27 protein-coding genes are annotated in these 26,811 nt (G+C 42.2%); 15 read left to right on the top strand and 12 right to left on the bottom strand.

Annotated elements, in window-relative coordinates:
* The 3 genes from ACE01T_RS05915 to rimI all read left to right on the top strand — a co-directional run.
* The coding region (locus ACE01T_RS05915; RefSeq protein WP_489752749.1) for an EF-Tu C-terminal domain-related protein at positions 1-190 on the top strand (190 nt) is incomplete at its 5' end.
* Between the two features lie 395 nt (positions 191-585).
* Entirely contained in the window at positions 586-1,467 is an 882-nt protein-coding gene (locus ACE01T_RS05920; protein ID WP_395518915.1) for a metal-dependent hydrolase, read from the top strand.
* 102 nt (positions 1,468-1,569) lie between these two features.
* Positions 1,570-2,028, top strand: coding sequence for a ribosomal protein S18-alanine N-acetyltransferase (rimI, locus tag ACE01T_RS05925; RefSeq protein ID WP_395518916.1), 459 nt, complete (start codon positions 1,570-1,572; stop codon positions 2,026-2,028).
* 11 nt (positions 2,029-2,039) lie between these two features.
* Here rimI and ACE01T_RS05930 read toward each other — a convergent pair whose 3' ends face one another.
* The 3 genes from ACE01T_RS05930 to trxB form a co-directional block, all read right to left on the bottom strand.
* Complete coding sequence (locus tag ACE01T_RS05930; RefSeq protein ID WP_166171126.1) at positions 2,040-2,855, bottom strand: arginyltransferase; 816 nt, start codon at positions 2,853-2,855, stop codon at positions 2,040-2,042.
* 19 nt (positions 2,856-2,874) lie between these two features.
* Positions 2,875-3,606, bottom strand: coding sequence for a leucyl/phenylalanyl-tRNA--protein transferase (aat, locus tag ACE01T_RS05935; RefSeq protein ID WP_395518917.1), 732 nt, complete (start codon positions 3,604-3,606; stop codon positions 2,875-2,877).
* Between the two features lie 114 nt (positions 3,607-3,720).
* A complete protein-coding gene (gene trxB / locus ACE01T_RS05940; protein WP_395518919.1) occupies positions 3,721-4,674 on the bottom strand; it encodes a thioredoxin-disulfide reductase in 954 nt (317 codons plus the stop codon).
* Positions 4,675-4,958: 284 nt separating this feature from the next.
* Here trxB and ACE01T_RS05945 point away from each other — a divergent pair, with 284 nt between their 5' ends.
* Together ACE01T_RS05945 and ACE01T_RS05950 are read left to right on the top strand one after the other, a co-directional pair.
* On the top strand, positions 4,959-8,045 hold the full coding sequence (locus tag ACE01T_RS05945) for a DNA translocase FtsK (protein WP_395518934.1): 3,087 nt from the start codon (positions 4,959-4,961) through the stop codon (positions 8,043-8,045).
* Between the two features lie 153 nt (positions 8,046-8,198).
* A complete protein-coding gene (locus ACE01T_RS05950) occupies positions 8,199-9,101 on the top strand; it encodes an AEC family transporter (RefSeq protein WP_395518920.1) in 903 nt (300 codons plus the stop codon).
* Positions 9,102-9,183: 82 nt separating this feature from the next.
* Here the strand turns inward: ACE01T_RS05950 and ACE01T_RS05955 are convergent, their stop codons facing one another.
* The 6 genes from ACE01T_RS05955 to yihG all read right to left on the bottom strand — a co-directional run bounded on the left by ACE01T_RS05955 (position 9,184) and on the right by yihG (position 13,672).
* Entirely contained in the window at positions 9,184-9,471 is a 288-nt protein-coding gene (locus ACE01T_RS05955) for a PA4642 family protein (protein WP_086196432.1), read from the bottom strand.
* Positions 9,472-9,667: 196 nt separating this feature from the next.
* Positions 9,668-9,940 (bottom strand): cell division topological specificity factor MinE, encoded by a 273-nt coding sequence (minE, locus tag ACE01T_RS05960; protein ID WP_086196431.1) that lies wholly within the window; start codon positions 9,938-9,940, stop codon positions 9,668-9,670.
* A gap of 3 nt (positions 9,941-9,943) precedes the next feature.
* The gene (gene minD, locus ACE01T_RS05965; RefSeq protein WP_086196430.1) at positions 9,944-10,756 is read right to left on the bottom strand and encodes a septum site-determining protein MinD; all 813 of its coding nucleotides are present in this window, start codon (positions 10,754-10,756) and stop codon (positions 9,944-9,946) included.
* Between the two features lie 67 nt (positions 10,757-10,823).
* Positions 10,824-11,555 (bottom strand): septum site-determining protein MinC, encoded by a 732-nt coding sequence (minC, locus tag ACE01T_RS05970; protein WP_180081843.1) that lies wholly within the window; start codon positions 11,553-11,555, stop codon positions 10,824-10,826.
* A 122-nt stretch (positions 11,556-11,677) separates the two neighbouring features.
* Positions 11,678-12,730: a preprotein translocase subunit SecA gene (locus ACE01T_RS05975; RefSeq protein ID WP_180081845.1), complete on the bottom strand. Its 1,053-nt coding sequence runs from the start codon at positions 12,728-12,730 to the stop codon at positions 11,678-11,680.
* An 18-nt stretch (positions 12,731-12,748) separates the two neighbouring features.
* Positions 12,749-13,672, bottom strand: coding sequence for a 1-acylglycerol-3-phosphate O-acyltransferase, YihG family (yihG, locus tag ACE01T_RS05980; protein WP_180081847.1), 924 nt, complete (start codon positions 13,670-13,672; stop codon positions 12,749-12,751).
* A 248-nt stretch (positions 13,673-13,920) separates the two neighbouring features.
* Between yihG and ACE01T_RS05985 the strand changes: the two genes are divergently transcribed.
* From ACE01T_RS05985 to ACE01T_RS06025, 9 genes are all read left to right on the top strand, one after another.
* Positions 13,921-14,574, top strand: coding sequence for a YiaD family glycine zipper/OmpA-like lipoprotein (locus ACE01T_RS05985; RefSeq protein ID WP_086196426.1), 654 nt, complete (start codon positions 13,921-13,923; stop codon positions 14,572-14,574).
* Positions 14,575-14,710: 136 nt separating this feature from the next.
* Positions 14,711-16,750, top strand: coding sequence for a UvrD-helicase domain-containing protein (locus tag ACE01T_RS05990; protein WP_180081849.1), 2,040 nt, complete (start codon positions 14,711-14,713; stop codon positions 16,748-16,750).
* Between the two features lie 51 nt (positions 16,751-16,801).
* Entirely contained in the window at positions 16,802-17,254 is a 453-nt protein-coding gene (gene dut / locus ACE01T_RS05995; protein ID WP_166171142.1) for a dUTP diphosphatase, read from the top strand.
* A gap of 445 nt (positions 17,255-17,699) precedes the next feature.
* Positions 17,700-19,124, top strand: coding sequence for a phosphomannomutase/phosphoglucomutase (locus ACE01T_RS06000; RefSeq protein ID WP_180082809.1), 1,425 nt, complete (start codon positions 17,700-17,702; stop codon positions 19,122-19,124).
* A gap of 10 nt (positions 19,125-19,134) precedes the next feature.
* Positions 19,135-20,034: an acetylglutamate kinase gene (argB, locus tag ACE01T_RS06005; protein ID WP_166171144.1), complete on the top strand. Its 900-nt coding sequence runs from the start codon at positions 19,135-19,137 to the stop codon at positions 20,032-20,034.
* A gap of 194 nt (positions 20,035-20,228) precedes the next feature.
* Positions 20,229-21,077 carry a class II glutamine amidotransferase gene (locus tag ACE01T_RS06010; protein ID WP_086196422.1) on the top strand — a complete coding sequence of 283 codons (849 nt, stop codon included), beginning with the start codon at positions 20,229-20,231 and terminating at the stop codon, positions 21,075-21,077.
* A gap of 417 nt (positions 21,078-21,494) precedes the next feature.
* Positions 21,495-21,950, top strand: coding sequence for a bacteriohemerythrin (locus tag ACE01T_RS06015; RefSeq protein WP_086196421.1), 456 nt, complete (start codon positions 21,495-21,497; stop codon positions 21,948-21,950).
* A 142-nt stretch (positions 21,951-22,092) separates the two neighbouring features.
* Positions 22,093-23,175, top strand: coding sequence for an SLC5/6 family protein (locus ACE01T_RS06020; RefSeq protein WP_300043186.1), 1,083 nt, complete (start codon positions 22,093-22,095; stop codon positions 23,173-23,175).
* Positions 23,175-23,498, top strand: coding sequence for an RnfH family protein (locus ACE01T_RS06025; protein ID WP_300043189.1), 324 nt, complete (start codon positions 23,175-23,177; stop codon positions 23,496-23,498). Before ACE01T_RS06020 ends, ACE01T_RS06025 begins: the two co-directional genes overlap by 1 nt.
* 45 nt (positions 23,499-23,543) lie before the next feature.
* Here ACE01T_RS06025 and ACE01T_RS06030 read toward each other — a convergent pair whose 3' ends face one another.
* Positions 23,544-23,942, bottom strand: coding sequence for an outer membrane protein assembly factor BamE (locus ACE01T_RS06030; RefSeq protein WP_166171149.1), 399 nt, complete (start codon positions 23,940-23,942; stop codon positions 23,544-23,546).
* Between the two features lie 112 nt (positions 23,943-24,054).
* On the opposite strand from ACE01T_RS06030, the gene fur reads away from it, so the two are divergent.
* Positions 24,055-24,492 carry a ferric iron uptake transcriptional regulator gene (gene fur / locus ACE01T_RS06035; protein ID WP_086175193.1) on the top strand — a complete coding sequence of 146 codons (438 nt, stop codon included), beginning with the start codon at positions 24,055-24,057 and terminating at the stop codon, positions 24,490-24,492.
* A gap of 70 nt (positions 24,493-24,562) precedes the next feature.
* On the opposite strand, the gene ACE01T_RS06040 is transcribed toward fur, so the two are convergent.
* Entirely contained in the window at positions 24,563-25,684 is a 1,122-nt protein-coding gene (locus tag ACE01T_RS06040) for a PilT/PilU family type 4a pilus ATPase (RefSeq protein ID WP_180042999.1), read from the bottom strand.
* Positions 25,685-25,710: 26 nt separating this feature from the next.
* Positions 25,711-26,748: a type IV pilus twitching motility protein PilT gene (locus tag ACE01T_RS06045; protein WP_086196416.1), complete on the bottom strand. Its 1,038-nt coding sequence runs from the start codon at positions 26,746-26,748 to the stop codon at positions 25,711-25,713.
* Positions 26,749-26,811: the final 63 nt, after the last annotated feature.

Below are 26,811 nucleotides of genomic sequence, written 5' to 3' on the forward strand. Positions count from 1 at the left end.
CTTCCGTACAACTGACGTAACTGGCGCGATTTCTTTGAAAGAAGGCGTTGAAATGGTTATGCCTGGTGACAACGTAGAAATGTCAGTAGAATTGATCCACCCAATCGCAATGGACCCAGGTCTACGTTTTGCGATCCGTGAAGGTGGTCGTACAGTTGGTGCTGGTGTTGTTGCTAAAGTAACTGCATAAGTATTGATTGTGTAAAAAAAGCGTCCCTCTGGGACGCTTTTTTTATGGTTTTTATTTTCTATACTTAAAATTATATTTTAAGTCGGGTGATTTTCTGTGGCACAAAAGAAGTGATAATTTATTGTCCTATTCCTTACCTCGGAATAAAGCAGGGCTTTATTTCCTTGCGTCGAAAAAAATAATTTGACTTATTGTGCTTTTCTCTTGCGTCGGAACAAAGCAGTGCTTGTTCCCTTGCGTCAAAATAAAGCAGTGCTTTATTTTTCCTCATGTCCTAAACTGATATTTTCCTGACCCTATCTGCACTTATAGCAAGTTTTTAAACACGTAATATAACAATCAAGAAAAACAAAAGTGAATCTAGTTATATCGTTGCTAGATAGGAGTAAAGCATCATGAATGCAAAGGTTAATATGAGCAATCGTGCCGGTGCCAGTTTTCCTGTACGCCGCATGAACTTTGATTTTGAACACGTCCCGGAATACTGGATGAATGGTTCAGCCGGGTTGACACACTTTATGACAGCGCTATCAGCGTTGTTTCCTGCAGGCGAACAATTTTTTATCGACAGTGTTCGTGCCGTACGTCATCATCCTGCCTTAAAAGACAATGTAGAGTTACAAAGGGAAATCTCTGCTTTTATTGGCCAGGAAGCTATGCATACCCAGGAACATGTGGCTTTTAATGTATCAGCACAAAGATATGGGCATGATGTGGAGACCTTAGATCGCTATACTGATAAAGTGATTCAGACCACACGTAAATTGATGGTGAAAATAGCTAAACCTGTGGGTATTACTCAGGAAATGGTGGATTTGACTGCAACCACGGCGCTTGAGCATTTTACTGCGACCATAGCATCGCAGCTTTTAAGCAATGCCCATATCCAGGAACTCATGACCGATGAAACCATGAAAACCATGTGGATGTGGCATGCAATTGAAGAAAATGAACATAAAGCAGTGGCATATGATGTATTCGAAGAAGTCTTTGGTAAGGGATTGAAGTCATATGCTCTGCGCACTTCTTCATTGGTGATTGCAATGGCCACTTTATTTATCGTACAAAGTTATTTCCTTGCACGTCTTTTAAAACAGGATCAACAGCTTAACCTTGATTCACTACAGGAGATTTATAGCTATGCCTATAGTCCATCTAAAGGCGTGATTACCGGTATGGGTAAGGAAATGTTGTGGTATTTCAAGCCCGGTTTCCATCCGAATGATGTCGATACCCACGGTTTACTGGAAAAATGGAAGGCTAAATTAGCCTTTTAAGCTGAAAAATGAGAGAGCGATAATGATTGCTCTTTTTTTTACTCGATTTTTATCACAAAGTTTTTATAATGCGAGGGTTAATTTTATATAAGATGAACGAAGATGATTCGTTTGATGCAAGCTGCGGATGTGTCGACTGTAGCAAAGATTGAAAGATTGGTCCAAAGCCATCCCTGGAGCGTTAAACAGTTTGAAGAAGCTGTCAGTAGTTATCAGAGCACAGTGATTGAACAAAATGGTCGGGTGGTTGGATTTTGTATTTTACAACCTGTGCTGGATGAAGCGAATTTGCTGTTGATGGCGATTGATCCATCTCAGCAGGGCAAAGGTCTAGGTTTTAAGCTACTGGATGCATCGCTTGCTATGCTGAAAAATAATCCCGTACAAATTTTTCTGGAAGTACGGGAGTCTAACACTCCTGCAATCAAGTTGTATGAAAAAGCAGATTTTCATCAAATCGATTTACGTAAAAATTATTATCCAAATCCGGATGGATCAAAAGAGCATGCCATCATTATGGTGAAAGCATGCACAGATGATTTTGCAAGTTTGTTTAAATAGGAATGGTGATATTACTTGATGATGGGGTTGTTCCAGCCCGAAGGTAATGTCGTCATCAGGGAGTTACCCAATTGCTGAATTTCTTCAGGGTTCAGCAAGCGGTTTAAGCGTCGCCATTGCCCATCAATCAACAGTTCCAAAGGTACATATTGCGATTTATAGTTCATTTTATCGGAATGCGGAACCCAATAGCCTAGATAGACGTAAGGCAAACTTAAAGCTCTGACATGTTCAATCTGTTTGAGTACGGCAAAAACCCCTAGAGAACGGCGACTTTCATCAGGATCAAAGAAGGTATAGACCGCAGAAATTCCATCATCTAGCGGATCGCAGCTAGAAACAGCCAGCAGTTTGTCATCTTTCCAGAATTCGATAAAGAAACTGTCCGTACAGCTATGTACTAAAAATTTTTCGAATTGGTCCAGACTTGGTGGGAACATATCACCATCGGCATGACGTTCATTGATGTAGCGTTCATAGAGCTGATAATGAATGTTGGAAGCATCGGCTGTGCGGGTAATTTTGACCGTCAGATCCTGATTACGTTTCCATGCCTTCTTTTGCGTATTGTTCATTTCAAATTCGGAAACAGGTACGCGGCAAGATAAACATTGACGGCAGAGATGGCATTCAGGACGATAGACAAAATCGCCACTACGACGAAACCCCAGACGTGAAAGTTCAGACAGGCTGACCACATCAATGCGATGGGCAGGATCTAAAAAGACCATCCGTGCCGATTTTTGTTCCAGATAACTACAGTTATGCGGTGGCGTAATGTAATACTGTAAATCATTGAGCAGGGACTTTGGGTGATACGAATTCATGGCAATCCCTCTTTTATTTTCATTCCATTAAACGCGCTTTTTGCGCTATTGTTTTACTTGAAAATACACCCTCTTGATATTTTTTCCAATCGATAGCGGACTGTTTTACAACATCTTGTAACGAATTAAGATATGCTTGGCGAGAAAGTGTACAGGCTCCCAGGCTGAGTAGATGATCATTGACCAATTGACAGTCAATCCAGGGCAAATTATTTTCCTGTCCAATCAGCATTAAAGTATAAAACGCCATTTTTGAGACATCGGTTTGCGTGCTAAACATCGACTCACCAAAACAGCCGTGTCCAATGGTCACGCCATACAATCCACCAACGACTTTGCCTTCATCCCATACCTCAATACTATAGCCATAACCAGCTTCAAACAGCTGACAATATCCCTCAATAATGTCTTCCGAAATCCAGGTGTCATTGGCATAGCTGCGCGGCAGGGCACAAGAGCGGATGACCCGTTCAAAAGCCTGATTGACCGTGATTTGATAATCAAACTTTTTCATGTTGCGAATTAATGACTTACTTGGATGATAATCCTGCGGACGGATAATGCAACGTGGTTCCGGACTCCACCAGCAGATCGGTTCACCTTCAGAAAACCAGGGGAATAAGCCATGGGTGTAGGCTTCAAAAAGCGTAGAAGGGGAGAGGTCAGCACCGATGCAGATTAATCCCTGGCCATCGGGATCAGCCTCGATGGGGTCGGGGAAAATGAAGTCTGAGGGAGATAATGGATGCATGGGATTCAGCCTGAACGAGAAGAGTAACTGGCAATAAACATTTATGATTTTTATCATACAAAAAAAAACCGCCCAAAGAGGACGGTTTTTTTGAGTTGAATTGATTTATTTAAATCAGTCAGCCAAAGCATCTAGATATTTCTCGGCATCCAGTGCAGCCATACAGCCTGAACCTGCTGAAGTAATCGCCTGGCGGTAAATACTGTCGGCAATATCGCCTGCAGCAAATACACCCGCTACAGAGGCAGCAGTGGCATTACCTGCAGTACCGCTTTGTACCTGGATATAACCGTCACGCAGGTTAAGTTGACCTTCAAACATGCTGCTATTCGGTTTGTGACCAATGGCAACAAACAAGCCCGTAACGTCTACATCCTGTTTAGAGCCATCTTGGGTAGACTGTAGGCGTACAGAAGTTACGCCGCTATTATCACCTAAGACTTCTTCCACCTGATGGTTCCAGATAATGCTGATTTTGCCTTCTTTTTCTTTAGCAAAAAGATGATCTTGAAGGATTTTTTCAGAACGCAATGAATCACGGCGATGAACCAGGGTTACATGTGAAGCAATATTCGATAGGTAAAGCGCTTCTTCTACAGCAGTGTTGCCACCACCGACCACCATCACTTTCTGGTTTTTATAGAAGAAACCATCACAGGTTGCACATGCGCTTACACCTTGACCCATGAATTTAGCTTCAGATTCAAGACCCAGATACTGAGCCGTTGCACCGGTTGCAATGATGAGGGCATCACAGGTGAACTCTTCCATGTCGCCTTTTAAAACGAACGGGCGAACGCTTAAATCCACTTCGTTGATATGGTCATAGACAATGTCGGTGCCAAAACGTTCGGCATGGGCTTGCATGCGTTCCATCAGGGCAGGGCCGGTCAGGCCTTCCGGATCACCCGGCCAGTTGTCAACTTCAGTGGTTGTCGTGAGTTGTCCACCCAGTTGCAAGCCTGCAATCAGGGTAGGCTTCAAGTTTGCACGCGCTGCATAGACTGCTGCGCTATAGCCAGCAGGACCCGAACCTAAAATAATCAGTCTTGAGTGACGTGCGCTCATCCGCTGCATCCTTTTTTATTTAGAAATTTGTGGAATTATACGTGAAACTGTATAACAGTGGTGTGAGATTAAAGTCGATATTATTGATCATGCAAATCGATTTGAGCTATATAGAACAATAGTGCTGTGCTAGATATTCAATCTGGTATATTTCTAAGCAGCGGCCACTACATAATATTGCATCTTTTTTTGTGGAACAGGTGCATAATACGCGTTTATTGTGAAACTATTTTGTCTTAGTTTCTTACAAAAACATGAATGAAAAATTGGTTACAGGACAGTATATGACTGCGGTGTCGAGTGTTTATGCACAGCGCTTAATAAAGACATTATTTTTAGTCTCATTTGGAATTTATTTATTCCTTGCAACAGTGACCTATACGCCTTTTGATCCGGGCTGGATGCACATTTCCAGTGATACCCAGCAGGTGTCGAATGCCAGTGGGGTTGCCGGAGCGTGGATCGCAGATTTACTGTTCGGTTTTTTAGGCTGGGCAAGTCTGCTCATTCCAATTTTTCTGTTTGTTGAGGCAATTCAGGTCTGGTGGCCGTATAGCTTTTTGAATAAGCCTTTTCGCTATGCTGCACAGTTCTTTATTTTGCTGGCGACAGCAAGTTTGTTGTATCTGTATTGGCAGGTGCCGGCAGATACGCTGGACAATTCGTCGGGCGGTATCATTGGGTATGAATTGGGGCAAAGCCTTACCCAGATTCTAACCATTTATGGCGCAACCCTTTTCCTGCTACTGTTCTGGTTTGTGTTATTCACCTTTGCATTTGGGGTGAAGTGGAACAAAACCTGGGACACCCTCAGAGCAACCCCTGCCTATTTACAGGACTTATTTTATAAAAATGTGCCGGAAGCCGAATCTGCATTTGACCGGACAAATCCTGAAGTCAAAAAATCATTGCTAAATAATAAGCAAAAAACAGCCACAGAAAAAGTATCAGTAGTCGCCGAACATAAGGAAGTAGAACTATCCCCAATCGTTCGAGATCCGGCTGCAGAGCGCCTGTTTAATGACATGGTTGAAAGAGAGCAGTCTGCACAGCAACAGCTGATGGATGATGAAGACGAGGCAGAATTTGAACAGATTTTAGAAAAGGCCCATCGTCTGGAACAGAATACACAGCGTGTCGTGGCTACAGGTGAAGTCTGGCGTGCCTTACATTCCGATGACAACCAGAAACATAAACAGGATATTGATGCACTGTTAAAAGCGGCTGAAGAATCTGGGCCTCATACACCACATGACCATTTACAAGCCTTTGTTCATGAGCAACCTGTCGCCACAACTCCCCAGACCTCGAAGCAAAACCTGGATTGGGATGATGACGAAATCTTTGACGAATTGCTTGCCGCTGTGCCGGGTGGAAAAACGGCTACAGATGTACATACGCCATTTAATCCTGTAAATCCAGAACCCGCAGCAGTCATTCATGAAGAAAAGATGGTGGCGGCGGCCTCTGTGAATATTGCGGCGTCACCACAACTCAACAGTACGTCTAAAAATAGTGCATTGGATGACGAGTTTGATGAGCTGGATGATCTGCTGGTCGATGATTTACCGGTAGATAATTTACAGATAGATCAGCTGGAGCCAGCGGCACCTGTGGCACGTACCACGAGTAGTTATGCTCAATCCTCAGCCTTTGTACGTGCAGAAATCAATACTCAATTGCAGTCGCAATCCACCATTTCCGAAGATGAAAAGGCCTTGATTGCTTCCAACAAAGATGCCTTCCGTGAAGTTTGGCAGGAAACCGCTGGAAAACCTGTCGATGAGTTTGAGTTGGATGAGGATGATTTTGATCTGGATGCGCCTTTGACCGATGCCAGTGGCCGTCCAATGTCACGCGCGATGCAAGTCGCAGAAAAGCGTCGTGATCTTTCTCCGCTACCAGGTTTGGAATTGTTGGATAAGGTTGACCCGAATAAAAAGGTCAATTTTACGGCAGAACAATTGGCGCGCTTGTCTGAGTTGCTGGAAATTAAGTTACAGGAATTCAATGTCAAAGCCAAAGTGGTCGAAGCACAGCCTGGGCCTGTAGTGACACGTTTTGAACTGGATTTGGCACCTGGGGTGAAAGCGTCAAAAGTGACCAATATTTCTCGTGACTTGGCACGTTCTATGTCTATGGCATCGGTACGTGTGGTTGAGGTCATTCCGGGTAAGCCTTATATCGGAATTGAAGTGCCGAACAGCAGCCGTGAAATGGTTCGTTTGATTGAACTGGTCAAAACACCAAAATTTGAAGATCCAAATGGCATTCTTTCTATGGCCATGGGCAAAGATATTTCGGGTAATCCTGTAATTACCGAACTGGGTAAGGCACCGCATATGCTGGTCGCCGGTACAACCGGTTCGGGTAAATCGGTTGCGGTAAACTCGATGATTCTGTCGATGTTATTGAAGTACACGCCTGATCAGTTGCGTCTGATCCTGATTGACCCGAAACAGCTGGAACTGGCGAACTATAATGATATTCCGCATTTATTGACGCCGGTCGTGACCGACATGAAAGATGCGGTCAGCGCCTTAAACTGGTGTGTGAATGAAATGGAACGTCGCTATAAGCTGATGTCTTTTCTGAAGATCCGTAAGCTCAGCGACTATAACCGCAAAGTCGAAGAAGCAATTGCCAATGGTGAAGAACTGTTTGATCCTACCTGGAAAGCCAGCGAATCGGTTGTTGGCGAACGTGCACCGCGTCTGACTCCATTGCCGTCCATTGTGATTGTAGCGGACGAATTCGCTGATATGATCATGCAGGTGGGTAAAAAAGCGGAAGAAATGATTACCCGTTTGGCGCAGAAATCTCGTGCTGCGGGAATTCACCTGTTGCTTGCGACCCAACGTCCTTCGGTGGATGTGATCACCGGTTTGATTAAAGCCAATATTCCAACCCGCGTAGCACTGCGTGTGAACTCGAAAATTGACTCGCGGACCATTCTGGATGCTGGTGGTGCAGAGGACTTGCTAGGTCATGGTGACATGCTGTTCCTCGGCCCAGGCAAGATTGAACCCGAACGTGTGCACGGCGCCTTTATTGCCGATGACGAAGTGAACCGTATTTGTGATGCTTGGCGGGAGCGTGGTGAACCAAATTACGTGGATGAGATTCTGACGCCTTATGATGAAGAGCCTACTTCACGTGGTTTTGAAGAGGGTGATGGTGGTTCAGACCGTGATGCGCTTTATGACCAATGTGTATCTTTTGTGCTGGAAACCCGCAAGGCATCCACTTCTTCGCTACAGCGCAAGTTTAGCCTGGGTTATAACCGTGCTGCACGCATCATTGACCAGATGGAAGAAAATGGCATCGTCAGCGGTATGGGTGCCAACGGTAAACGTGATATTTTAATTTAAGTGTAAATATCTTCCAAAGGCCTGCAAATGCAGGCCTTTTTCTTGAGCACAATTGGAAGATATCAGGTAAATTAAGTGAATATTCATTAAAAACAAAAGTATCATGCAGCTCAGGAAAAGACTGAAATATTTCATTAAGGATACAGATAGAGCATGAATATTGTCATGGCGCTATTTCCATTGATCATTTTGATTGCAATGGGATATCTACTTAAACAGACGCGTTTTCTCACAGATGAATTTTGGGGAAACTCTGAAAAGCTCAATTATTTTATCTTGTTTCCTAGCTTGCTCTTTTTGAATTTATCTCATGTCGAGCTGGATATGGCTACCGTATCGAGCATGCTGGGAATCTTGATTTTGATAATCTTGCTGGCAGCGATGGCTCTTTTTGTGGTCAAAAAAATCTATAACATTCCGGTACAGCGTTTTGGCGTGTATATGCAAAGCCAGGTGCGCTTTAATACCTATATCGGCCTGTCGCTCATGGCATCTTTATTTGGACCGAAAGGCATGCAAATGTTTGCCATGCTGATCGCTGTCGCGATTCCTTTAGTGAATATTTTATCGGTACTGGCATTATCGACCTTGAGCTGGCAAACTCTTGGAAAAACCGTTATTTCGATTAGCAAAAATCCGTTAATTCTCGGCTGTATTGTAGGTGTAGGTTTTAATCTTCTGGATTTGAGCGTCATGCAAAGTGTTGAGCAGCTATTTAAACTGCTGGCTGCCATGAGTTTGCCTTTGGGCTTGCTGTCAGTCGGTGCAGCACTGCAATTTGATCAGTTCAGAACAAATATCTATCGTTTATTGATGAATGTGTTTGGGCGTTTGCTCATCATGCCCATTTTGGCATTTGCAGTATGTTGGGCTTTTCATCTAAGTCATTTAGAGCGCATGATTCTGGTGGTGTTTTTTAGTTTGCCGACCGCTTCTGCCTCTTATATTCTGACCCGGGTGTATCAAGGCGATCATCGATTAATGGCGGCCGTGATTAGCTTGCAGACCCTCTGTTTTGCCGTGACTTTTCCTGCATTGATGCTCTTGCTGGCTTAAAATAAAACGCTTAAAAGAAAATGAGTGTGATAAAAAAATACCTGGCTGTTCTATGCAAACTGCCAGGTATTTTATGGATTACTTAAGCAAACTTGGCAAGTACTTCCAGGAAGCCTTCGCTTTGGCGCGGGTACTGTGCAATCACATCATGAATGCGTTGACCTTCAGGATTGGTGGCATTGACATCACGGCCATCGGCAACGAATTGAGTCAGTAAACGCTCATAATCATTTGGACGCATATGCTTGAATGCGTGATAAAGCACATGAAAATCAGCATTCACGCCTGCAGGAGGTAGCTGAGTTAAGTAGGCAAATACACGCTCATCTGACCATTCTTCATTGAACGTTGCTGGCTGAGATAATGCCATCGCAATCTCCTTGGTATACTGATTAAAAAAGGCAAAATATGAGGCTAGACCAGCAAACTTAAAGCAGTGCTTTAAGGCTTTGCCTAGTCGCAAGACTTGAAGCTATGCTTCAAGTGAGCTGAATGGGATAAAATACCAGTTCAGCAAGCCTCATATTTTGCCTTGATTCAATTTGCTTGACTAATCAAAATTCAGATTATCGCTCTTCAGGCAAATTGATATTCATTTCTAACATTTCAATATTGGCTTCAGAACGAACCGACATTTGAATGTGTTGTTCATCTACACCACGGACATAGCGGTTGACCACCTGCATGATTTCTTTCTTCATGAGGTCAATCTTTTCCTGACTTAAGCGTTTGCCTAGACCCTGTTCAGAGGCGACAATGACTTTTAAGCGATCTTTAGCAGTCTGTGCACTTGATGGTTTATCCTCACTACTAAAAAGTTTACTCCAGAATCCTGCCATTTCTTACGCTCCAAATAGTCTTGCTAACCAGCCTTTAGGTTTGACTTCAATATGACGGTAAGGACGTTCTTCACCCAAAAAGCGCGCTACAAGGTCATCATAAGCCTGACCTGCAGCTTCTTCAGTAAACAGAATAACCGGTTTACCTTCGTTAGATGCTTGCAGTACGCTCTTACATTCAGGAATCACACCTAGTGTAGGGACACGTAAGATATCTTTAGAAATATCGTCAATGGTTAACATTTCTTGTTTATCGGCACGTTCAGGGTTGAAACGTGTAATACAAAGATGCTTACGGATGCGACCTTCGTTCTGTTCTACCTTTTTGGTTTTGCTGTCCAGCATACCAATAATGCGGTCAGAGTCACGTACAGAAGAAATTTCCGGGTTAGTCACAATGATCGCTTCATCTGCATGATACATGGCCATGATGGCACCACGTTCAATCCCTGCAGGCGAATCACAAATAATGTAATCAAATTCTTGAGAAAGTTCATCCATAACGCGTGCAACACCTTCATCGGTCAAGGCATCTTTGTCACGGGTCTGTGATGCAGGCAAAATATATAAATTTTCAATATCTTTGTCACGAATAAGCGCTTGTTGAAGACGCGCTTCGTTATTCAATACATTCACAAAATCATAAACAACGCGACGTTCACAACCCATAATTAAATCAAGGTTACGTAAACCCACGTCAAAATCGATCACAACAGTTTTGTGACCACGAAGGGCTAAACCTGTTGCAAAAGATGCACTTGTAGTAGTTTTACCTACACCACCTTTGCCTGATGTTACGACAACAATTTTCGCCACCGAATCCACTCCTGTTATGGTTCAAACCCCCTTTTTAAATATGGGGCTTTTGGTGTTTATTTATACATTAAAACTCGAGAACTTCAAAGACAAGTTCTTGATGATCATTCAAGTAAATATGGACAGATTTTTTCAGGACATGTTGTGGAATGTCATCCGCCACACAATATGTCCCTGCAATTGATACCAGTTCTGCTTCCAGTGAATGGCAGAAAATCCGCGCTGTACCATTCCCGCCTGCGCCGGCGATGACTCTACCACGTGCGCTACCATAAATATGTATATTTCCTGAAGCAATGACTTCAGAGCCGCTATTGATTCCGGCGTTAAGAATAATATCGCCATGATCCTGAACTAGGCATTGACCGGTGCGCAAAATTTCATCGTGATAAGAGGTCACATGGCTGATGACACGAGCTGGTTTGACGGGCTCTTCTTCAGCATCTTGGGGCAGGGCAGAGTCAACTTCAGGTTTGGCCTCAACCACTTGTTCTTTGGTCGCTTTAATACGCTGTAAGGGTTTGTTGTCTGCGGGCAGAATAGGAAACTGAATGGCCCGGGCTTCATCGGAAAGAATACCGTCAATCACGCCCATCGGCTGTAGATCCAGACTGATTAATAGCTGAATCAGTGCTATCAGTTCCTGTTCTACCGTGCTGTCAATAATGACCAGCGTGCCATGAGAAGCAGTTTCTTGGAGCATTTGAGTCAATTGCTGGCGGATTGCATTGTGATCATTGGTGTCAAAAGTTAATCGGGTAAAATTAACCATTCTGCCTGTAATCCGTATATCAGCCATAATTATTCCTTAAGACTTCTGACTCATTAATTTTATGTCGAAGTGATGTTGTAAATAGAGCAAATGCTAGAACAAATTGCAGCTTTTCTCTAGCCACGTTTTCAATATTTTTAATCTCATGATCATTCTTTAACTTGATCATGCTGTTCCAGGATTTGTTGCCATTGTTTTATTTTCACTTGCTGGCGAATGGCTTCTAAACTTTCAAAAACAGCCGATTCCACCAGTTTTTCCACATGGGTATTATTTTCAAATTGTATTTGGCTGATTTTATTTGAAATTTCTAAATATGCCAGATTTTTTTCATTTTTATGACCGTATGCAAAAGGTTCAATCAGCCCCAGGGTGATATTTTCTCCCAAACGTTGTCCAATGCTCTGGATTTGTTGCTCAATGCGTCCCCCCACAATCGGAATCAGGCGCAATAATTGGGTCAGTTCAGGGGTGTCTTCAATGGCACGATTGACAATGTCGCCGATATTTTCAGCAATCATGATTTTTTGCGCTTGCAGCTCTTTGCCTAAAGACTCTTGCAAAATATCCGCCAGGGCAGCGGCAAACATATCACGGTGATGGGCAACCAGATCTTCAATCAGTTTTTTATGTGTGGTACTGGTCGAGAGTTCACGTTTTATGCCATCTAAGACCGTAAGTACAATACGGCTGGTGAGTTCTTCAAGCACCATGTGGTAATAGAATTTAGCCCGCCGATACCAAGCGTCCGGAATGACTTTATAACCATGCTGGTGCAGGTTGTAGCCGATGGCCCCGGCACGTAATAAACGTAAGAAACGCAGCTGCGGAATAATGGAGAGAATTTCGTACCAGTGAATAAAGGGAAAGAAAAACCAGCGCTTATGATGTTGCCCAACGACCGCAATTATCCAGCGGGCCAGCAGTTCAATGACCAGAAAACTGGTAAACCAGCTTTCGGTAATGATGACCCAGGGACGCAATGAGTTACGGTAAAACTGCAACAGCTCGGGAAGATGAATGAAGTCAAACAGCCAGCCGCCAAAATCACTCATCAGAATGGCATTGGCACTAAGACAGAACAGGTTGATGATGATCAGAATCATCATAAAAATGTCATAGCCCAGTGCGACTTTCCATCCCCAGGTGCCTTTTTTTACAAAAGAAAAAGTTGGGGGCTTAATCTGGTCGTCTTGCTTCATTTTCTTCCTTAGGTATGCTTAAGCTTTCGCAGCCAATTCTTGCTGCATGCGTTCAATCAGCTGGTCTTTTTCAGTCCATAGTTCATGCACCCATTGTTGAAAACGTTCACGATATTCAGCATCATCTTCATAATTACCGCCTAATACCCAGTCTGGAATCTCGATTTTACGCAAATTCACCGCAATGCGATTGACCTCTCCTAGCCAGAAATCGCCATAACCTGGGACACCATCCGGATAAACAATAGTCATGTCGACCAGCGCATCAATTTTGTCACCTAAAATGTTGAGGGCCAAGGCTAAGCCACCCGCTTTAGGTTTGAGTAAATGCTTATAAGGTGATTGCTGCTGTGCATGTTTCTCTGGCGTAAAGCGCGTACCTTCCAAATAGTTCAATAAGGTAAAAGGTTGACTTAATAACTGTTCACATGCTTTACGCGATTCTTCCATATCACGGGTTTTAAGTTCCGGATTTTTGGCTATCTGTTCCTTGCTATGACGCTTCATCATCGGGAAGCCCAAAATTTTAAAGGCTTGCCCGACGAAAGGAATAAAGATCAGTTCCCACTTGGTAAAGAAACGGGTAAGTGGCATGCGGGTTAAACCAAAGTATTGATTTACCGTAGTATCCACCCAGCTTTGATGGTTGCAGGTCATCAGGTAACGGCCTTGCATACTGAGCTCTAAACCTTCCTCAATCGTGATATCCCACTTTAAGTTGGGCAATACATGGTCGATCAGCCAATTATTGACACTGAGCCAGCTGTTGGTAATTTGAATGTTGGTTTCGTCTACTTTTCGTGATTTTTTAATGAGTTTGGTTAATCCCAAAGCGAGTACAGGTGGTCCATGAAAAAAAGTGCTTCCAGTAATGACCGATCCGACAGTAAGCCCGCGAGATATTTTTTTTAATATCGGTTGCTTGGTATTTTGAGATGACATATAAAAAAAGGCCTTAAAAGAAAATCATCAAATGTTTTTATGCAGTATTCAATATAATTGCAGAATTTAAAATAAAAAAGTCTATTCATACAAGTATGAAGAAATTGTGCGTAAGTTATTCTGAAGATCGATAAGAAATATTACAAAATGTAACTAATCAATGTATTATTTACAAAAAATCAATGGTATGCCGATTTTTTTTAATTCATTATTCCAGCATACGATAAAACACAAGAAGGAGGCATGCGATGCGTGCACTAGTCATTTCAGCAGCAGTAGCAGGGGCATTGGCACTATCAGGCTGTCAAACAACTGGCAACAACATTGGCGGTATGGAATACGATAAAACAGCAATTGGCGCAATAGTGGGTGCAGCTGCGGGTTATGGTCTTTCTAAAAGTAACGCAAATACAAGCGCTCAAAATAACCGTGCTGCAGCAATTGGTGCTGTATTAGGCGGTGCAACAGGTGTATATCTGGACAATAAAGAGAAAAAATTACGTCAACAAATGGCGGGTACTGGTGTAGATGTTACACGTAATCCGGATGGTTCTGTTGGCCTGATTATGCCAGGTAACATTACCTTTGATACCAATAAATCAAATATCAAACCGAACTTCTACGCGACTTTGAACAAAGTTGCGCAAACACTGACTGAAGACAACAAGAGCGGTATTCTTGTAACAGGTTATACAGACAGCACGGGTAATGACTCGATTAACATTCCATTATCTCAAGCGCGTGCTCAATCAGTAGCTAACTATCTGGCCGGTCAGGGCGTGGCACGTACGCGTATTAATGCACAAGGTCAAGGTTCAGCGAACCCAATCGCATCAAATGCGACAGCTGAAGGCCGTGAACAAAACCGTCGTGTAGAAATCAGCATTTACGCGGTTCAATAATTCTTCATAAGTTCATGATGAATTGAAAAGACCACCTTCGGGTGGTTTTTTTTATGAATGTCAAATCTGTATTTTAGGTTATGCAAGTTGGGCGCAGATGACTATAATCGAGCTCCAATTAACACGAGGAAATCCTATGTCGTCGGCAAGTCAACTGAATGACAAGCAACTTGAAGCTATGAAATACACTCAAGGGCCCTTGTTAGTACTTGCAGGGGCAGGTTCGGGTAAAACCTCGGTAATTACGCGAAAAGTCGCGCATTTGGTCAAGAATTGCGGTATACCGGCACATCGGATCACGGCCATGACCTTTACCAACAAAGCAGCACGCGAAATGAAGGAGCGTGTCAGTAAATTATTGTCTCGTGAAGAAGCCAAAGGTCTGTCTGTTTCGACCTTCCATACCTTTGGTCTGAATTTGCTCCGATTGGAACTCAAACATACCCCATTAAAAAATAATTTTTCTATTCTGGATGCCGATGATTGTAAGCGCATCCTGATGGATTTAATGCACCGTGATAATTTATCCGGCGCGGAAAGTAAAGAACTCATTGCCAAGGCAATGAAGATGATTTCGGACTGGAAAAATGACCTAATTCCACCGGAACAAGCACATACCACCTGTGAAACCGCTGAAGATGTCCAGTTTGCGCATTTATATCAGCTTTATGAACGCAACTTGCGTGCCTATAATGCCGTGGATTTTGACGACCTGATAGTGATGCCAACTCGCCTATTGCAGGAAAATGCTGAAGTCCGAGATAAATGGCAGAACCGGGTGCGTTATCTGCTGGTGGATGAATATCAGGATACCAATACCGCACAGTATATTCTGGTGAAACTGCTGGTCGGTGTGATGGGACAGTTCACTGCGGTAGGCGATGATGACCAGTCCATTTATGCCTGGCGTGGGGCAAAGCCTGAAAATATGGCTTTGTTGAAGGAAGATTTTCCGAATTTAAAAGTCATTAAATTAGAACAAAACTACCGTTCCACCAGCCGTATTTTGAAAGCGGCGAATACGGTGATTGGCAATAATCCGCATATTTTTGATAAAAAACTCTGGTCGGATAAAGGTCACGGTGAAGTGATTCGCGTGATTACTTGCCGTAATGATGATGATGAATCCGAACGCGTAGTGAAGGATCTGATCACCCATAAGCTGATGAATGGGAAAAACTGGAAGGATTATGCGATTTTGTATCGCGGTAATTTTCAGGCCCGTATTTTAGAAACACAGCTGCGTCAAATGCAAATTCCATACAAGCTTTCCGGGGGCCAGTCTTTCTTTGCTCGTGCAGAAATTAAAGACATCATGAGTTATTTGCGTCTGATTATTAACCCTGAAGATGACAGTGCATTTTTACGGATTATTAACACGCCGAAACGTGCCATTGGACCTGTAACCTTAGAAAAGTTAGGTCTATTTGCACAGGAAAATCATTTGTCATTGCTGGCAGCGGCAGGTGATCAGCGCCTGACCATGGTGATGCCGAAAAAAGCGACTACACAACTGGCTGAATTTTCTGATTTTATTGGAAATTTTACCCGTAATTTACTAGATGATGACGAGCCTGTGCCAATTATTCGCCAGATGATGCAGGAAGCAGGCTATATCGATTACATCAAGGAATCCGCAGCAACGCCAGCGCAGGAAAAAACCAAGCTGGATAATATTGAAGTGCTGTATAGCAGCATTCAGAGTCTAATTAACCGCGCTGAAGATGTGGATGACAAGAATATTGAAAGCGTGATTCGTAAAATGGTACTTCTGGATATGCTGGAGCAGCAGCAAGAAGAAGAAGATACCGATAAAGTGAATTTATTGACTTTGCATGCATCCAAAGGTCTGGAATTTCCTTATGTCTATCTGATTGGACTGGAAGAAGAAATTCTGCCGCATAAAAACTCGATTGCAGCCGAAACCGTGGAAGAAGAACGCCGTTTGATGTACGTGGGTATTACCCGTGCCCGTCAAGGTTTGACCATTACTTTGGCTGAGCAGCGTAAAGCGGGCGGACAGATGAAACAGATGACCCCAAGCCGCTTCCTGGATGAATTACCGCAAGATGAACTGGAATGGCTAGGTCGCAAGAAAAAATTGGCAGGCAATATTGATCCAAAATTACAAGCCCAGCATTATCTGGAAAATTTACGCGCCCTAATCAAGCGTTAATTCACGATTTAAACCATGCAACATTTAAACTATGCAATTAGGAAAAAACAAATGAAAGTTCAAGTGAAAGTACTCGATACACGTTTAGGCAATGAATGGCCGATGCCTACCTATGCGACTTCGGGTTCAGCAGGTTTGGACTTGCGTGCTTGTGTCGATGAAGCGACTGTCATTGAACCGGGTCAAACAGTATTGGTGAAAACCGGTTTGGCTATTTATATTGAAGATACAAATTTTGCTGGCTTAATTTTGCCGCGTTCAGGTCTGGGGCATAAACATGGGATTGTTCTAGGCAATCTGGTGGGCCTCATTGATTCAGATTATCAAGGTGAATTGATGGTATCGGTTTGGAACCGTAGCCAAACAGCATTTACTTTACAACCGGGTGAACGTTTAGCGCAGTATGTGCTGGTTCCTGTTGTTCAAGCGCAGTTTGATATTGTGAATGAATTCGAAGCGACTGAACGTGGTGCAGGCGGTTTTGGCCATACCGGTAAAGGTTAAGCCCTGATTTAGTTTTAAGATGGAGTACCTGATGAACAAGCAGCTATATTTTGTTTATCAGGTTTCATTTTAGAAATAATCTTATTTAAAATATTAATCACATTTATAATAAAATGAACTGCTTAGAATATTTTTTAATATTGTATTGATGGGGGGATTTCTTATACTTAATGTTATTTTTTCTATGTTTACTTAGGTAATTGGTTTTTAAATAGAATTTATTTTCATTCCTTTCTTTTAATTAATAATATATTTATATTTCAAATATATAGTTTATATTTGTATACGTATTTACTATATTTTTATCATTGATTAAAAAGATGAAATGCTTTTAGAATGTGAATGAACAATCTCCTCCCTGACATGATGGACTGGCAAATTTGGATCCACTTAAACCTTTCATAAATTTTTATTTCATAAATTATTGTAAATAGAAGAAATAATTATGAATTTACAAAATAAAAAATTCCCATCACAAATTTTTCGTGCCTATGATATTCGTGGACACATATCACTTTTGACGCCTGAACTTGTCAAAGCCATTGCCTATGGACTGGTGATGCAATATCAAAAGTTAGGGCAAACTCAACTGGCTATTGGTTACGATGCGCGCTTAACTAGTCCCCAATATGCAGAAATTATCAGACAAGTGTGTCAAGAAAAAGGGCTGCATGCCATAATTATTGGCTGTTGTTCGACTCCCTTGCTGTATTTTATTGCACGTCAATTTGAGGGTAATGGCATTATGCTGACTGCCAGTCATAATGCCAAAACAGATAATGGCGTGAAATGGATTATTCAAGGCGAACCGCCGTGTCCGGATCAGATTCAACAGGTAGCTTTAGCGGCTTGCTCGATTTTTGCTCCAGAAGAAAAAATTCTGATTGAACCCATGCAGCATGAAATTGGGGTTAAATATTGTCTTGAATATCAACATGCGCTATTGAAGGACATTCAGTTAAAAAGACCTTTTAAGGTGGTACTGGATGGTTTGAATGGTTCAGCAGGGCGCTGTGCCGTTTTAGTGCTAAAAAAAATGGGCTGCGACCTGACACTGATTCGTTGTGAAGCCAATGGTCATTTTCCCGATCATGCACCCGATCCTTCACAAGAAAAACATCTTGTTGAATTACGAAAAACCGTACTTGAACAACAAGCCGATATCGGTATAGCTCTGGATGGTGATGGTGATCGTCTGGTATTAATAAACGAAAATGGTACGACAATCTCCGCAGATCGGTTGCTGTCTTTATTTTCAGAAATATGCCTGAAGACCCATCCCGGTCATGAAGTGGTTTTTGATGTCAAATGTTCGACCATGGTGGCTAATACGGTTCGTCATTTAGGTGGACAGGCCAAAATGATCCGTACCGGAAGTTCTTTTTTACGCAGCTATATGGCGAAGTCACAAGGCAAAGCGGTGTTTGGCGGAGAATACGCCGGTCATTATGTGTTTAATGATGGGCGCGGTTTTGGCTATGATGATGGTTTGTATGCAGCCTTACGTGTTCTCGAATATTTAAGTCAACAACCGGATTTAACGCTATCAAAAGCATTGCTGGCTTATCCTGAACGCAGTTGTACTGAAGATCTCTACATTAGTACCCATAGTGAAGAACCAACAGCGGTATTACATGATGTTGAAATGAAAAGTCATGATTTTGATGCGCAATTAAGTAAAATTGATGGTGTACGACTTGATTTTGAAGATGGATTTGGCATTATTCGGGCATCGAATACCGGTGAATATTTTACAGTGCGTTTTGATGCGGATAATCCTGTAAGATTAAACGATATTCGACACACATTTGTTTCCATGTTAAGTGACCGATATCCTCAAATCGCACAAGACATTTTAGATGCTCAATAAGGAGAGGTGAATGCCATATCAACATACCGGCCTCGACAAAGCACAAGTTTTGACCGAAGCTTTGCCGTACATTCAACGTTTTTCAGGTAAAACGCTGGTTGTGAAATATGGTGGCAACGCAATGACTGATCCGGAGCTGGAAAGCTCGTTCGCACGTGACATTGTATTGTTAAAAACTGTAGGTTTAAATCCAATCGTGGTGCATGGCGGTGGGCCTCAAGTCGATTCATTCTTGAAACAATTGGGACGTGAATCTGACCGTATTGATGGCATGCGCGTGACTGACCCTGCAACCATGGAAGTGGTGGAAATGGTCCTAGGTGGTAGCGTAAATAAATCCATCGTTAATCTGATCAATCAGCACGGCGGTCGTGCCATTGGTTTGACCGGTAAAGATGGTAACCTGTTACGTGCCCAGAAGTTATTGATGGAAAAAACCGCTGAAGATGGTACGGTTAAGCAGATTGATCTTGGTCTGGTGGGGGAAGTCGTTGGTGTGAAAACCGATGTTCTGGAAATGTTTACCCAAGGTGATTTCATTCCTGTGATTGCACCTCTGGGTGTCGATGAAGAAGGTAATACCTATAACATCAATGCCGATTTGGTGGCAGGTAAAGTCGCTGAAGCTCTAGGCGCAGAAAAACTTATTCTGTTGACCAATATTACCGGTGTGCTGGACGAAAATAAAAACCTGCTGACGGGTTTAACGACCCAGGAAGTGGACCGTTTAATTGAAACGGGTGTGATTTATGGCGGCATGATTCCAAAAGTGGGCTGTGCACTAGATGCAGTCAAAGGTGGCGTGGTCAGCGCACATATTGTTGATGGCCGTGTTCCACATGCCACTTTATTGGAAATTTTTACCGATCATGGGGTAGGAACTTTAATTACCAACCGTGCCAAGCATTAAACCGTGATTTTAAAAAGCCTCCTTGTGAGGCTTTTTTATGGCGACTATTTTGACCCGCTCAATAGACTGATGATTGAAATCTCAATTTTGTCTTAATACATAAAATCGTGATGACTATCGTGAATTGAGATTTGCAACCCTCTGCCCAGTCATGCAAAATAGAAAAATCATGTATTTGCTATTTGATCAAGATTATGTGCCAGTTACTCGGAATGAATTGTGCTACGCCAACGGATGTGACTTTCTCATTTCGTGGTTTCTCTCAGCGTGCTGGCATTACATCAGACCATTGTGATGGTTTTGGCATTGCCTTTTTTGAAGATAAAGCCTGCCGACTTTTTGTTGATAATCAATCCGCAGTTGAATCGCCGATTGCTGAATTGATCCGTAATTATCCCATTAAATCACGCAATGTGATTGCACATATCCGTAAAGCCACCCAAGGTAAAATCAATCTGGAAAATTCACATCCTTTTAGCCGTGAGCTTTGGGGGCGGCAGTGGATTTTTGCCCATAATGGTGATTTACATGACTTTAATCCAACTTTATCGGGGCGTTTTACTCCGGTCGGCAATACCGACAGTGAGCGCGCATTCTGTTATTTATTAGATCAACTGGTACTTAAGTTTGGTTATCATGAACCCAAACTCGATCAGGTGTTCGATTTATTGGCTGAAGTTTCTCCAAAAATAGCCGAACATGGTACCTTTAATTTCTGTCTATCGAACGGTCAGGCACTCTTTACGTATGCAATTACCAAATTGCACTGGCTGGTACGTGAATATCCTTTTAAACCGGCACAATTGATTGATCTGGACGTTGAAGTTGATTTCAGTCAGGTGACGACTCCAGAAGATCGTGTCGCCGTCATTACCACAGAACCTTTAACCCAAAATGAAACCTGGAACGCTTTTGTACCAGGAGAGATGATTTTATTTCAGGATGGCCGACCGGTTCGGAAACAGCAGACTCATGTTGAGCGTTTAGAACGTGAACGCTTGAATCCGGCATTGAAACGAATCACTAAAGCCGATCAATATTGATTGCAATTTCAGATAAAACTTTAGTGTCAGATATTTATTAGATAAATATCTGACTTTATTATTTATAATCGGTTGAAATATTTTAAAATTTTATTGCTAGATTTTAATCTTACTGGCTTCGGGATATTTTTATATAATCGTACTATATTTATCTAATATAATTAAAAAATGACTTCTAAAAAATATAGTTTATAAAATCATGTTAACTCCTGAATAAAGCATTTTTTTAATGAAGCTGGTTAAAAAATACTTTATCCTTTTAGTAGGTATTCTATTATAATTAAATATATATCAATGGGTTATGTTTGTTTTATAAAAAAAACTAAAAGTCGACTGTTTTGGTGCATTTTTATTTGTTTAATATCAATATATTATGAATTTATGTGATTAATCGTTTATATCTGATAGGTGGTCGTAATGAAAATGAAATGGGTTCCAGAATATAATACTGGCATCGATGTGATTGACGATCAACATAAACGAATTCTGGATTACATCAATGAAATTGATGATATCGTTGAAAATACCGACCGTGCGCGTATTAAACAGATTCTTGAAAATATTATTGATTACACTCAGTCGCATTTTACTTTTGAAGAATCTTTGCAGGAAGAGGCGGGTTATAAATACCGCGTACCGCATAAACGTGTTCATGATTTATTCATTAAAAAGATTGAATCTTATCGTGATCGCTTTGAAATGGGACAAGCGATTGAAGGTGAATTGCATGAAGTACTGGCGAAATGGCTGATTAACCATATTCAGCACGATGATGCTGATTATGTCGGTGCTGTAAAACAAAACATGATGGGCATTATTAAAGAAAAAGAACAGAAAAAAGGTAAAAACTGGTTTGCTCGGTTTTTCTCATAAAAGATAAATGAGATAACTACAATTAAAAAAAAGATAATAATCTTGCGCTGCAAATCATTAGGCATAATGGTTTGCTTTTTTCTTTTTGATTTTCAGTTATGAGAAAGGCAAAATAGCGAAAGACTTTTTTTAGGAACGCATCATGCAGGACAATGCTATGACACGATGGCTATCACCGCTGATGGCATTTTGTTTATCTTTTATCATCATTGCCACTTTAGCACCGATTGTAGGGATTCAGCTTGATCGCCAGCTTGATTTTTGGCTGTTATGGTTAGGTACCATGCTTATTTTGGCTTTACCGATCTGCTATTTAGAAATTGCCTTGGCAAAGCGTTCTAAAACCACAGCTTTAAATGCCTTGTCCAGCTTGACCCGTGATGCAGATGCCTCGCAACAATGGCGTATCGTTGGCTGGCTGGCCGTGGTCTTTATTCCGTTCCTGGCAGGCGGCATATTGTCGAATGCGGGCCAATTGCTGGGGTATTTTGCCGCTAATGGAATTACAGCCAATCTTTTATTTATTGCCCTCGCAATAGTTGCAGTTTTACTTTCATTTGCACCACGAAAAATTATTCTGCTTTTAACGGTAATTGGTGTTTTTGCTGCTTTCATTCTGGCCAATGTGATGGGAACCCCTTTACTAGCTTGGCATGTTACAGCGGTTGAATTTAGCGAGTGGGGTAGTGCTACCGTCTTGGCACTGGTAGCAAGTGGTTTAGGCATGGGCTTGTACTGGCAAAGTAGTCTGCCTGCGGTTCAACAGCAAGATACTGCAAGTAAAACTGTATTGCCGATCTGGATTGCACAGTTACTTGCGGTAATTGCTTTTGGTTTCTTTGCTGCCAATGCTCAAATCCCGAGTTTGACTTTTGTGGTTGCCGTGGTGAGTGCTGCGGCCTTGTTATTGCAAATGGCGCGTGAACAGCTGTTACACCGTCAGTTGAATATCGTGATTCAATGGCTGCTTATTTTAGCTGCCGTATTTGTCTGGGCAATTCCAGCTATCACTCCAGTTTTTAATAACGTGCTGATGCTGTGGGGTTTAGTAATTTGCCTGATCTATGCCATTTTTGCTGGATGGATCATGAAAATTAGCCATCTGCGTAAAGCGATGAATTTCAGCAATGAGTTATTTTATAACCTGTGGCGTATTGCGGTTCGTGTGGTGTTACCTGTTTCGATTATTTTGGCCATAATCGCAATTATTGGGCAATTGTTCTGATGAGTGAGACACAACAGGTTTGGATTGCCTATGCAGCACCCGAGCAACAGTTTCATATTGCGGTGCCTTTTCAGCAAGGGATGACCGCTTTAGAAGCGATTGAACAAAGTGGTATTCGGGTACAGGTTGATTTGGCGGAACCGCTTGCTCTGGGAATTTTTGGCATGCGCCTGAAAGATCTGCACCATATTTTACAAGCCGGTGACCGTGTCGAGATTTATCGACCGCTAACTATCAATCCGAAGGATATTCGACGCAAACGTGCAGCAGCCAACCCGGTTGGGCGATATTGTCGTGGAAATCGCTTTAAACAATTGAAGTGATAAGAAAAACCCCTCAATGAGGGGTTTATTTTTATTTTAAAGCGTCTATAGTGGTGGCGCAGTTAAAATCGCTTCTTTTGAACCTGGTAAGCCGGGTTGAGATTCTGGAATAGTTTCTAGACCTTCAATCTTTTGCACCGTACCGGTTTGATCGAAGTAAATTTTTAAATGTTGACCATGTGCTGCAGGAATCTTGGCTTTTTTAGCATAAGTTCCTGGGATGTAGTTGTAGATATAGTCCCAACGTAAAGGATTCATTGGATCTGTGACCGTTGGACTGCCTAGCAAAAAGCGAACTTGTTGGTGGCTCATACCGACTTGAATTTTTGATGCTTGTGCTTGAGTTAATGGTGTTCCTTGAGGAATATCAACTTTATAAACGCCCAAGGTCGAACAGCCTGCGAGCAGTGAAGTGACGAATAACGTCAACATGATTTTTTGCATTTTGCTACACTATCCCAAATTAATTATGATGCATTTGATCCACGGATAGATCATACTGCATCTTAACTTTGTTGCATATTCCAACTTTAAATTTGTTGAGAGACCCTTTTACATGCCTATTTCAAATCAAGATTTACGCAAAGCTGGACTTAAAGTTACGCTTCCACGAATAAAAATATTAGAATTATTAGAAAATTCAAGACAACATCATTTAAGCGCAGAAGATATTTATAAGACTTTACTTGAACAGGGTGAAGATGTCGGTTTAGCAACTGTGTATCGCGTGTTAACACAGTTTGAGGCTGCAGGTATTATTCAGCGTCATCATTTTGAAAATAATCATTCAGTTTTCGAAATTATGCAAGAAGATCATCATGATCATATTGTTTGCCAAAATTGTAATAAAGTGGTCGAATTCACCAATGACGTGATTGAACATGAACAACATGAAGTAGCTGAAAAATTTGGCTTTACTTTAACTGGTCACTCTCTAAATCTGTATGGTTATTGTGATGCAGCGGAATGCCAGGACGCATTACGTAAAAAATAATACTGACTTGGAATCAGTTAAAAAACAGGCTTTATTTGAAGCCTGTTTTTTTTGCATCTTAATCTGGGCCTTAAGCCTGACCATCGAAAGTAATATTCGAACTGGCGCGCATTAAGCGATCGCCACCTTCTTCCGACAACTTGATTTGCAAGCGCAGATCGTTTGGTGAGTCGGCATGCTTAAGCGCATCTTTATAGCTAATTTGCTTGGCTTTGTACAAGTCAAACAGGGCCTGGTCAAAGGTTTGCATACCCAGTTCACGTGAACGTTTCATCAGGTCTTTAATTTCATGCACATCACCTTTACGGATCAGGTCTGAAATTAAAGGCGAGTTGATCAGAATTTCAATTGCAGCACGGCGTCCAGTGCCATCCAGCGTTGGAATCAGTTGCTGGGCCACAATCGCTTTCATGTTTAAAGACAAATCCATAAACAACTGGTTATGCCGGTCTGCTTCAAAGAAGTGAATAATCCGGTCTAGTGCCTGGTTGGCGTTGTTAGCATGCAGGGTGGCAAAGACCAGATGGCCGGTTTCGGCAAAGGCAATCGCATAATCCATAGTTTCGCGTGAACGGATCTCACCAATCAGGATCACGTCTGGTGCCTGACGCAGTGTGTTTTTCAAGGCTACTTCAAAAGAGTCAGTATCGATGCCCACTTCACGCTGGGTAATGATACAGCCTGCATGTTCATGGATAAATTCAATCGGGTCTTCAATGGTAATGATATGACCTTTGGAATTCTGGTTACGATAACCAATAATGGAAGCCAAAGAGGTCGATTTACCTGTACCTGTCGCACCGACAAAAATGATGATGCCACGTTTGTTCATCGCCAGTTCTTTTAAAATGGGCGGTAACTTGAGGTCATCTATGGTTGGAATTACAGTTTCAATACGACGTAAAACCATACCCGGCTGATCGCGCTGTTGAAATGCGCTGACACGGAAACGGGCAGTTTTGTCGCGGTTGTTGATCGCGAAGTTACATTCGCGTGTTTCGGCAAATTCTTTACGTTGCTTATCACTCATAATCGAGTTTAAAAGCTGTCCCACAATTTCACCAGTCAGCTTGGTTTTGGCGATGGGCACAATCTGACCATTAATTTTCATGGATGGTTCAACATCGGCCGTAATAAACAAGTCCGATGCCTTCTGTTGAATCATCAAATTGAGCAAGTCATTAAAATCCATAATAAGAACCCCAATCCGTTTTCAAATTATAAGAATGATTCTGGCTGTTTTGCCATTGTGCGGGCAGTTTGCGCACTGATCACACCTTTTGCAACCAAGGTTTTTAAACTTTGATCAAGTGTGGTCATACCGTAGTTGGCACCAGTTTGAATGGCAGAATACATTTGCGCCACTTTGTTTTCACGGATCAGGTTACGAATGGCAGGAATACCAATCATGATTTCGTGTGCAGCGACACGGCCGCCACCATTTTTCTTCAGCAGGGTTTGTGAAATAACAGCTTGCAAGGATTCAGACAACATGGCACGCACCATGTCTTTTTCTTCGGCCGGGAAGACGTCAATCACACGGTCAATGGTTTTTGCCGCAGAGGTGGTATGTAGCGTTCCAAACACTAGGTGACCTGTTTCAGCAGCAGTCAAGGCCAAACGAATGGTTTCAAGGTCACGCATCTCACCGACCAGAATAATATCCGGGTCTTCACGTAGTGCTGAACGAAGAGCTTCATTAAAGCCATGGGTATCGCGATGCACTTCACGCTGGTTGACCAGGCATTTTTTAGATTCGTGTACAAATTCGATCGGGTCTTCTACCGTCAGGATATGGTCATAACGCTGATCGTTAATATAGTCGATCATGGCCGCCAGCGTAGTAGATTTACCTGAACCTGTAGGTCCGGTCACCAGTACGATACCGCGCGGGTAATTACAGATATCTTTAAAGATCTGACCCATGCCCAGATCTTCAATGGTGAGGACTTTTGAAGGAATGGTACGGAACACAGCACCTGCACCACGGTTCTGGTTAAATGCATTCACACGGAAACGGGCTACACCTGGAACTTCAAAGGAAAAGTCTGTTTCTAGCTTTTCTTCAAAATCACGACGCTGTTTATCATTCATAATGTCATACACAAGTTTGTGTACTTCTTTATGTTCTAAAGCAGGCAGATTAATACGGCGAACTTCACCATCGACACGGATCAGTGGCGGCATCCCCGCAGACAAGTGTAAATCTGATGCCCCGTTTTTAGCTGAAAACGCTAAAAGTTCAGTGATATCCATAATTTCCCCGAGTTCATTTAAATGTTATTTATTTTGATAGAATAATAAGGCTTTCCCAAAACT

Source organism: Acinetobacter uliginosus (assembly GCF_044130295.1).
Classification (GTDB): domain Bacteria; phylum Pseudomonadota; class Gammaproteobacteria; order Pseudomonadales; family Moraxellaceae; genus Acinetobacter.

Coding starts and splice junctions, on each gene's coding strand:
- ACE01T_RS05920 (WP_395518915.1), top strand. CDS start 586: ATGAATGCAAAGGTTAATATGAGCAATCGTGCCGGTGCCAGTTTTCCT.
- rimI (WP_395518916.1), top strand. CDS start 1,570: ATGATTCGTTTGATGCAAGCTGCGGATGTGTCGACTGTAGCAAAGATT.
- ACE01T_RS05930 (WP_166171126.1), bottom strand. CDS start 2,855: ATGAATTCGTATCACCCAAAGTCCCTGCTCAATGATTTACAGTATTAC.
- aat (WP_395518917.1), bottom strand. CDS start 3,606: ATGCATCCATTATCTCCCTCAGACTTCATTTTCCCCGACCCCATCGAG.
- trxB (WP_395518919.1), bottom strand. CDS start 4,674: ATGAGCGCACGTCACTCAAGACTGATTATTTTAGGTTCGGGTCCTGCT.
- ACE01T_RS05945 (WP_395518934.1), top strand. CDS start 4,959: ATGACTGCGGTGTCGAGTGTTTATGCACAGCGCTTAATAAAGACATTA.
- ACE01T_RS05950 (WP_395518920.1), top strand. CDS start 8,199: ATGAATATTGTCATGGCGCTATTTCCATTGATCATTTTGATTGCAATG.
- ACE01T_RS05955 (WP_086196432.1), bottom strand. CDS start 9,471: ATGGCATTATCTCAGCCAGCAACGTTCAATGAAGAATGGTCAGATGAG.
- minE (WP_086196431.1), bottom strand. CDS start 9,940: ATGGCAGGATTCTGGAGTAAACTTTTTAGTAGTGAGGATAAACCATCA.
- minC (WP_180081843.1), bottom strand. CDS start 11,555: ATGGCTGATATACGGATTACAGGCAGAATGGTTAATTTTACCCGATTA.
- ACE01T_RS05975 (WP_180081845.1), bottom strand. CDS start 12,730: ATGAAGCAAGACGACCAGATTAAGCCCCCAACTTTTTCTTTTGTAAAA.
- yihG (WP_180081847.1), bottom strand. CDS start 13,672: ATGTCATCTCAAAATACCAAGCAACCGATATTAAAAAAAATATCTCGC.
- ACE01T_RS05985 (WP_086196426.1), top strand. CDS start 13,921: ATGCGTGCACTAGTCATTTCAGCAGCAGTAGCAGGGGCATTGGCACTA.
- ACE01T_RS05990 (WP_180081849.1), top strand. CDS start 14,711: ATGTCGTCGGCAAGTCAACTGAATGACAAGCAACTTGAAGCTATGAAA.
- dut (WP_166171142.1), top strand. CDS start 16,802: ATGAAAGTTCAAGTGAAAGTACTCGATACACGTTTAGGCAATGAATGG.
- ACE01T_RS06000 (WP_180082809.1), top strand. CDS start 17,700: ATGAATTTACAAAATAAAAAATTCCCATCACAAATTTTTCGTGCCTAT.
- argB (WP_166171144.1), top strand. CDS start 19,135: ATGCCATATCAACATACCGGCCTCGACAAAGCACAAGTTTTGACCGAA.
- ACE01T_RS06010 (WP_086196422.1), top strand. CDS start 20,229: ATGTGCCAGTTACTCGGAATGAATTGTGCTACGCCAACGGATGTGACT.
- ACE01T_RS06015 (WP_086196421.1), top strand. CDS start 21,495: ATGAAAATGAAATGGGTTCCAGAATATAATACTGGCATCGATGTGATT.
- ACE01T_RS06020 (WP_300043186.1), top strand. CDS start 22,093: ATGCAGGACAATGCTATGACACGATGGCTATCACCGCTGATGGCATTT.
- ACE01T_RS06025 (WP_300043189.1), top strand. CDS start 23,175: ATGAGTGAGACACAACAGGTTTGGATTGCCTATGCAGCACCCGAGCAA.
- ACE01T_RS06030 (WP_166171149.1), bottom strand. CDS start 23,942: ATGCAAAAAATCATGTTGACGTTATTCGTCACTTCACTGCTCGCAGGC.
- fur (WP_086175193.1), top strand. CDS start 24,055: ATGCCTATTTCAAATCAAGATTTACGCAAAGCTGGACTTAAAGTTACG.
- ACE01T_RS06040 (WP_180042999.1), bottom strand. CDS start 25,684: ATGGATTTTAATGACTTGCTCAATTTGATGATTCAACAGAAGGCATCG.
- ACE01T_RS06045 (WP_086196416.1), bottom strand. CDS start 26,748: ATGGATATCACTGAACTTTTAGCGTTTTCAGCTAAAAACGGGGCATCA.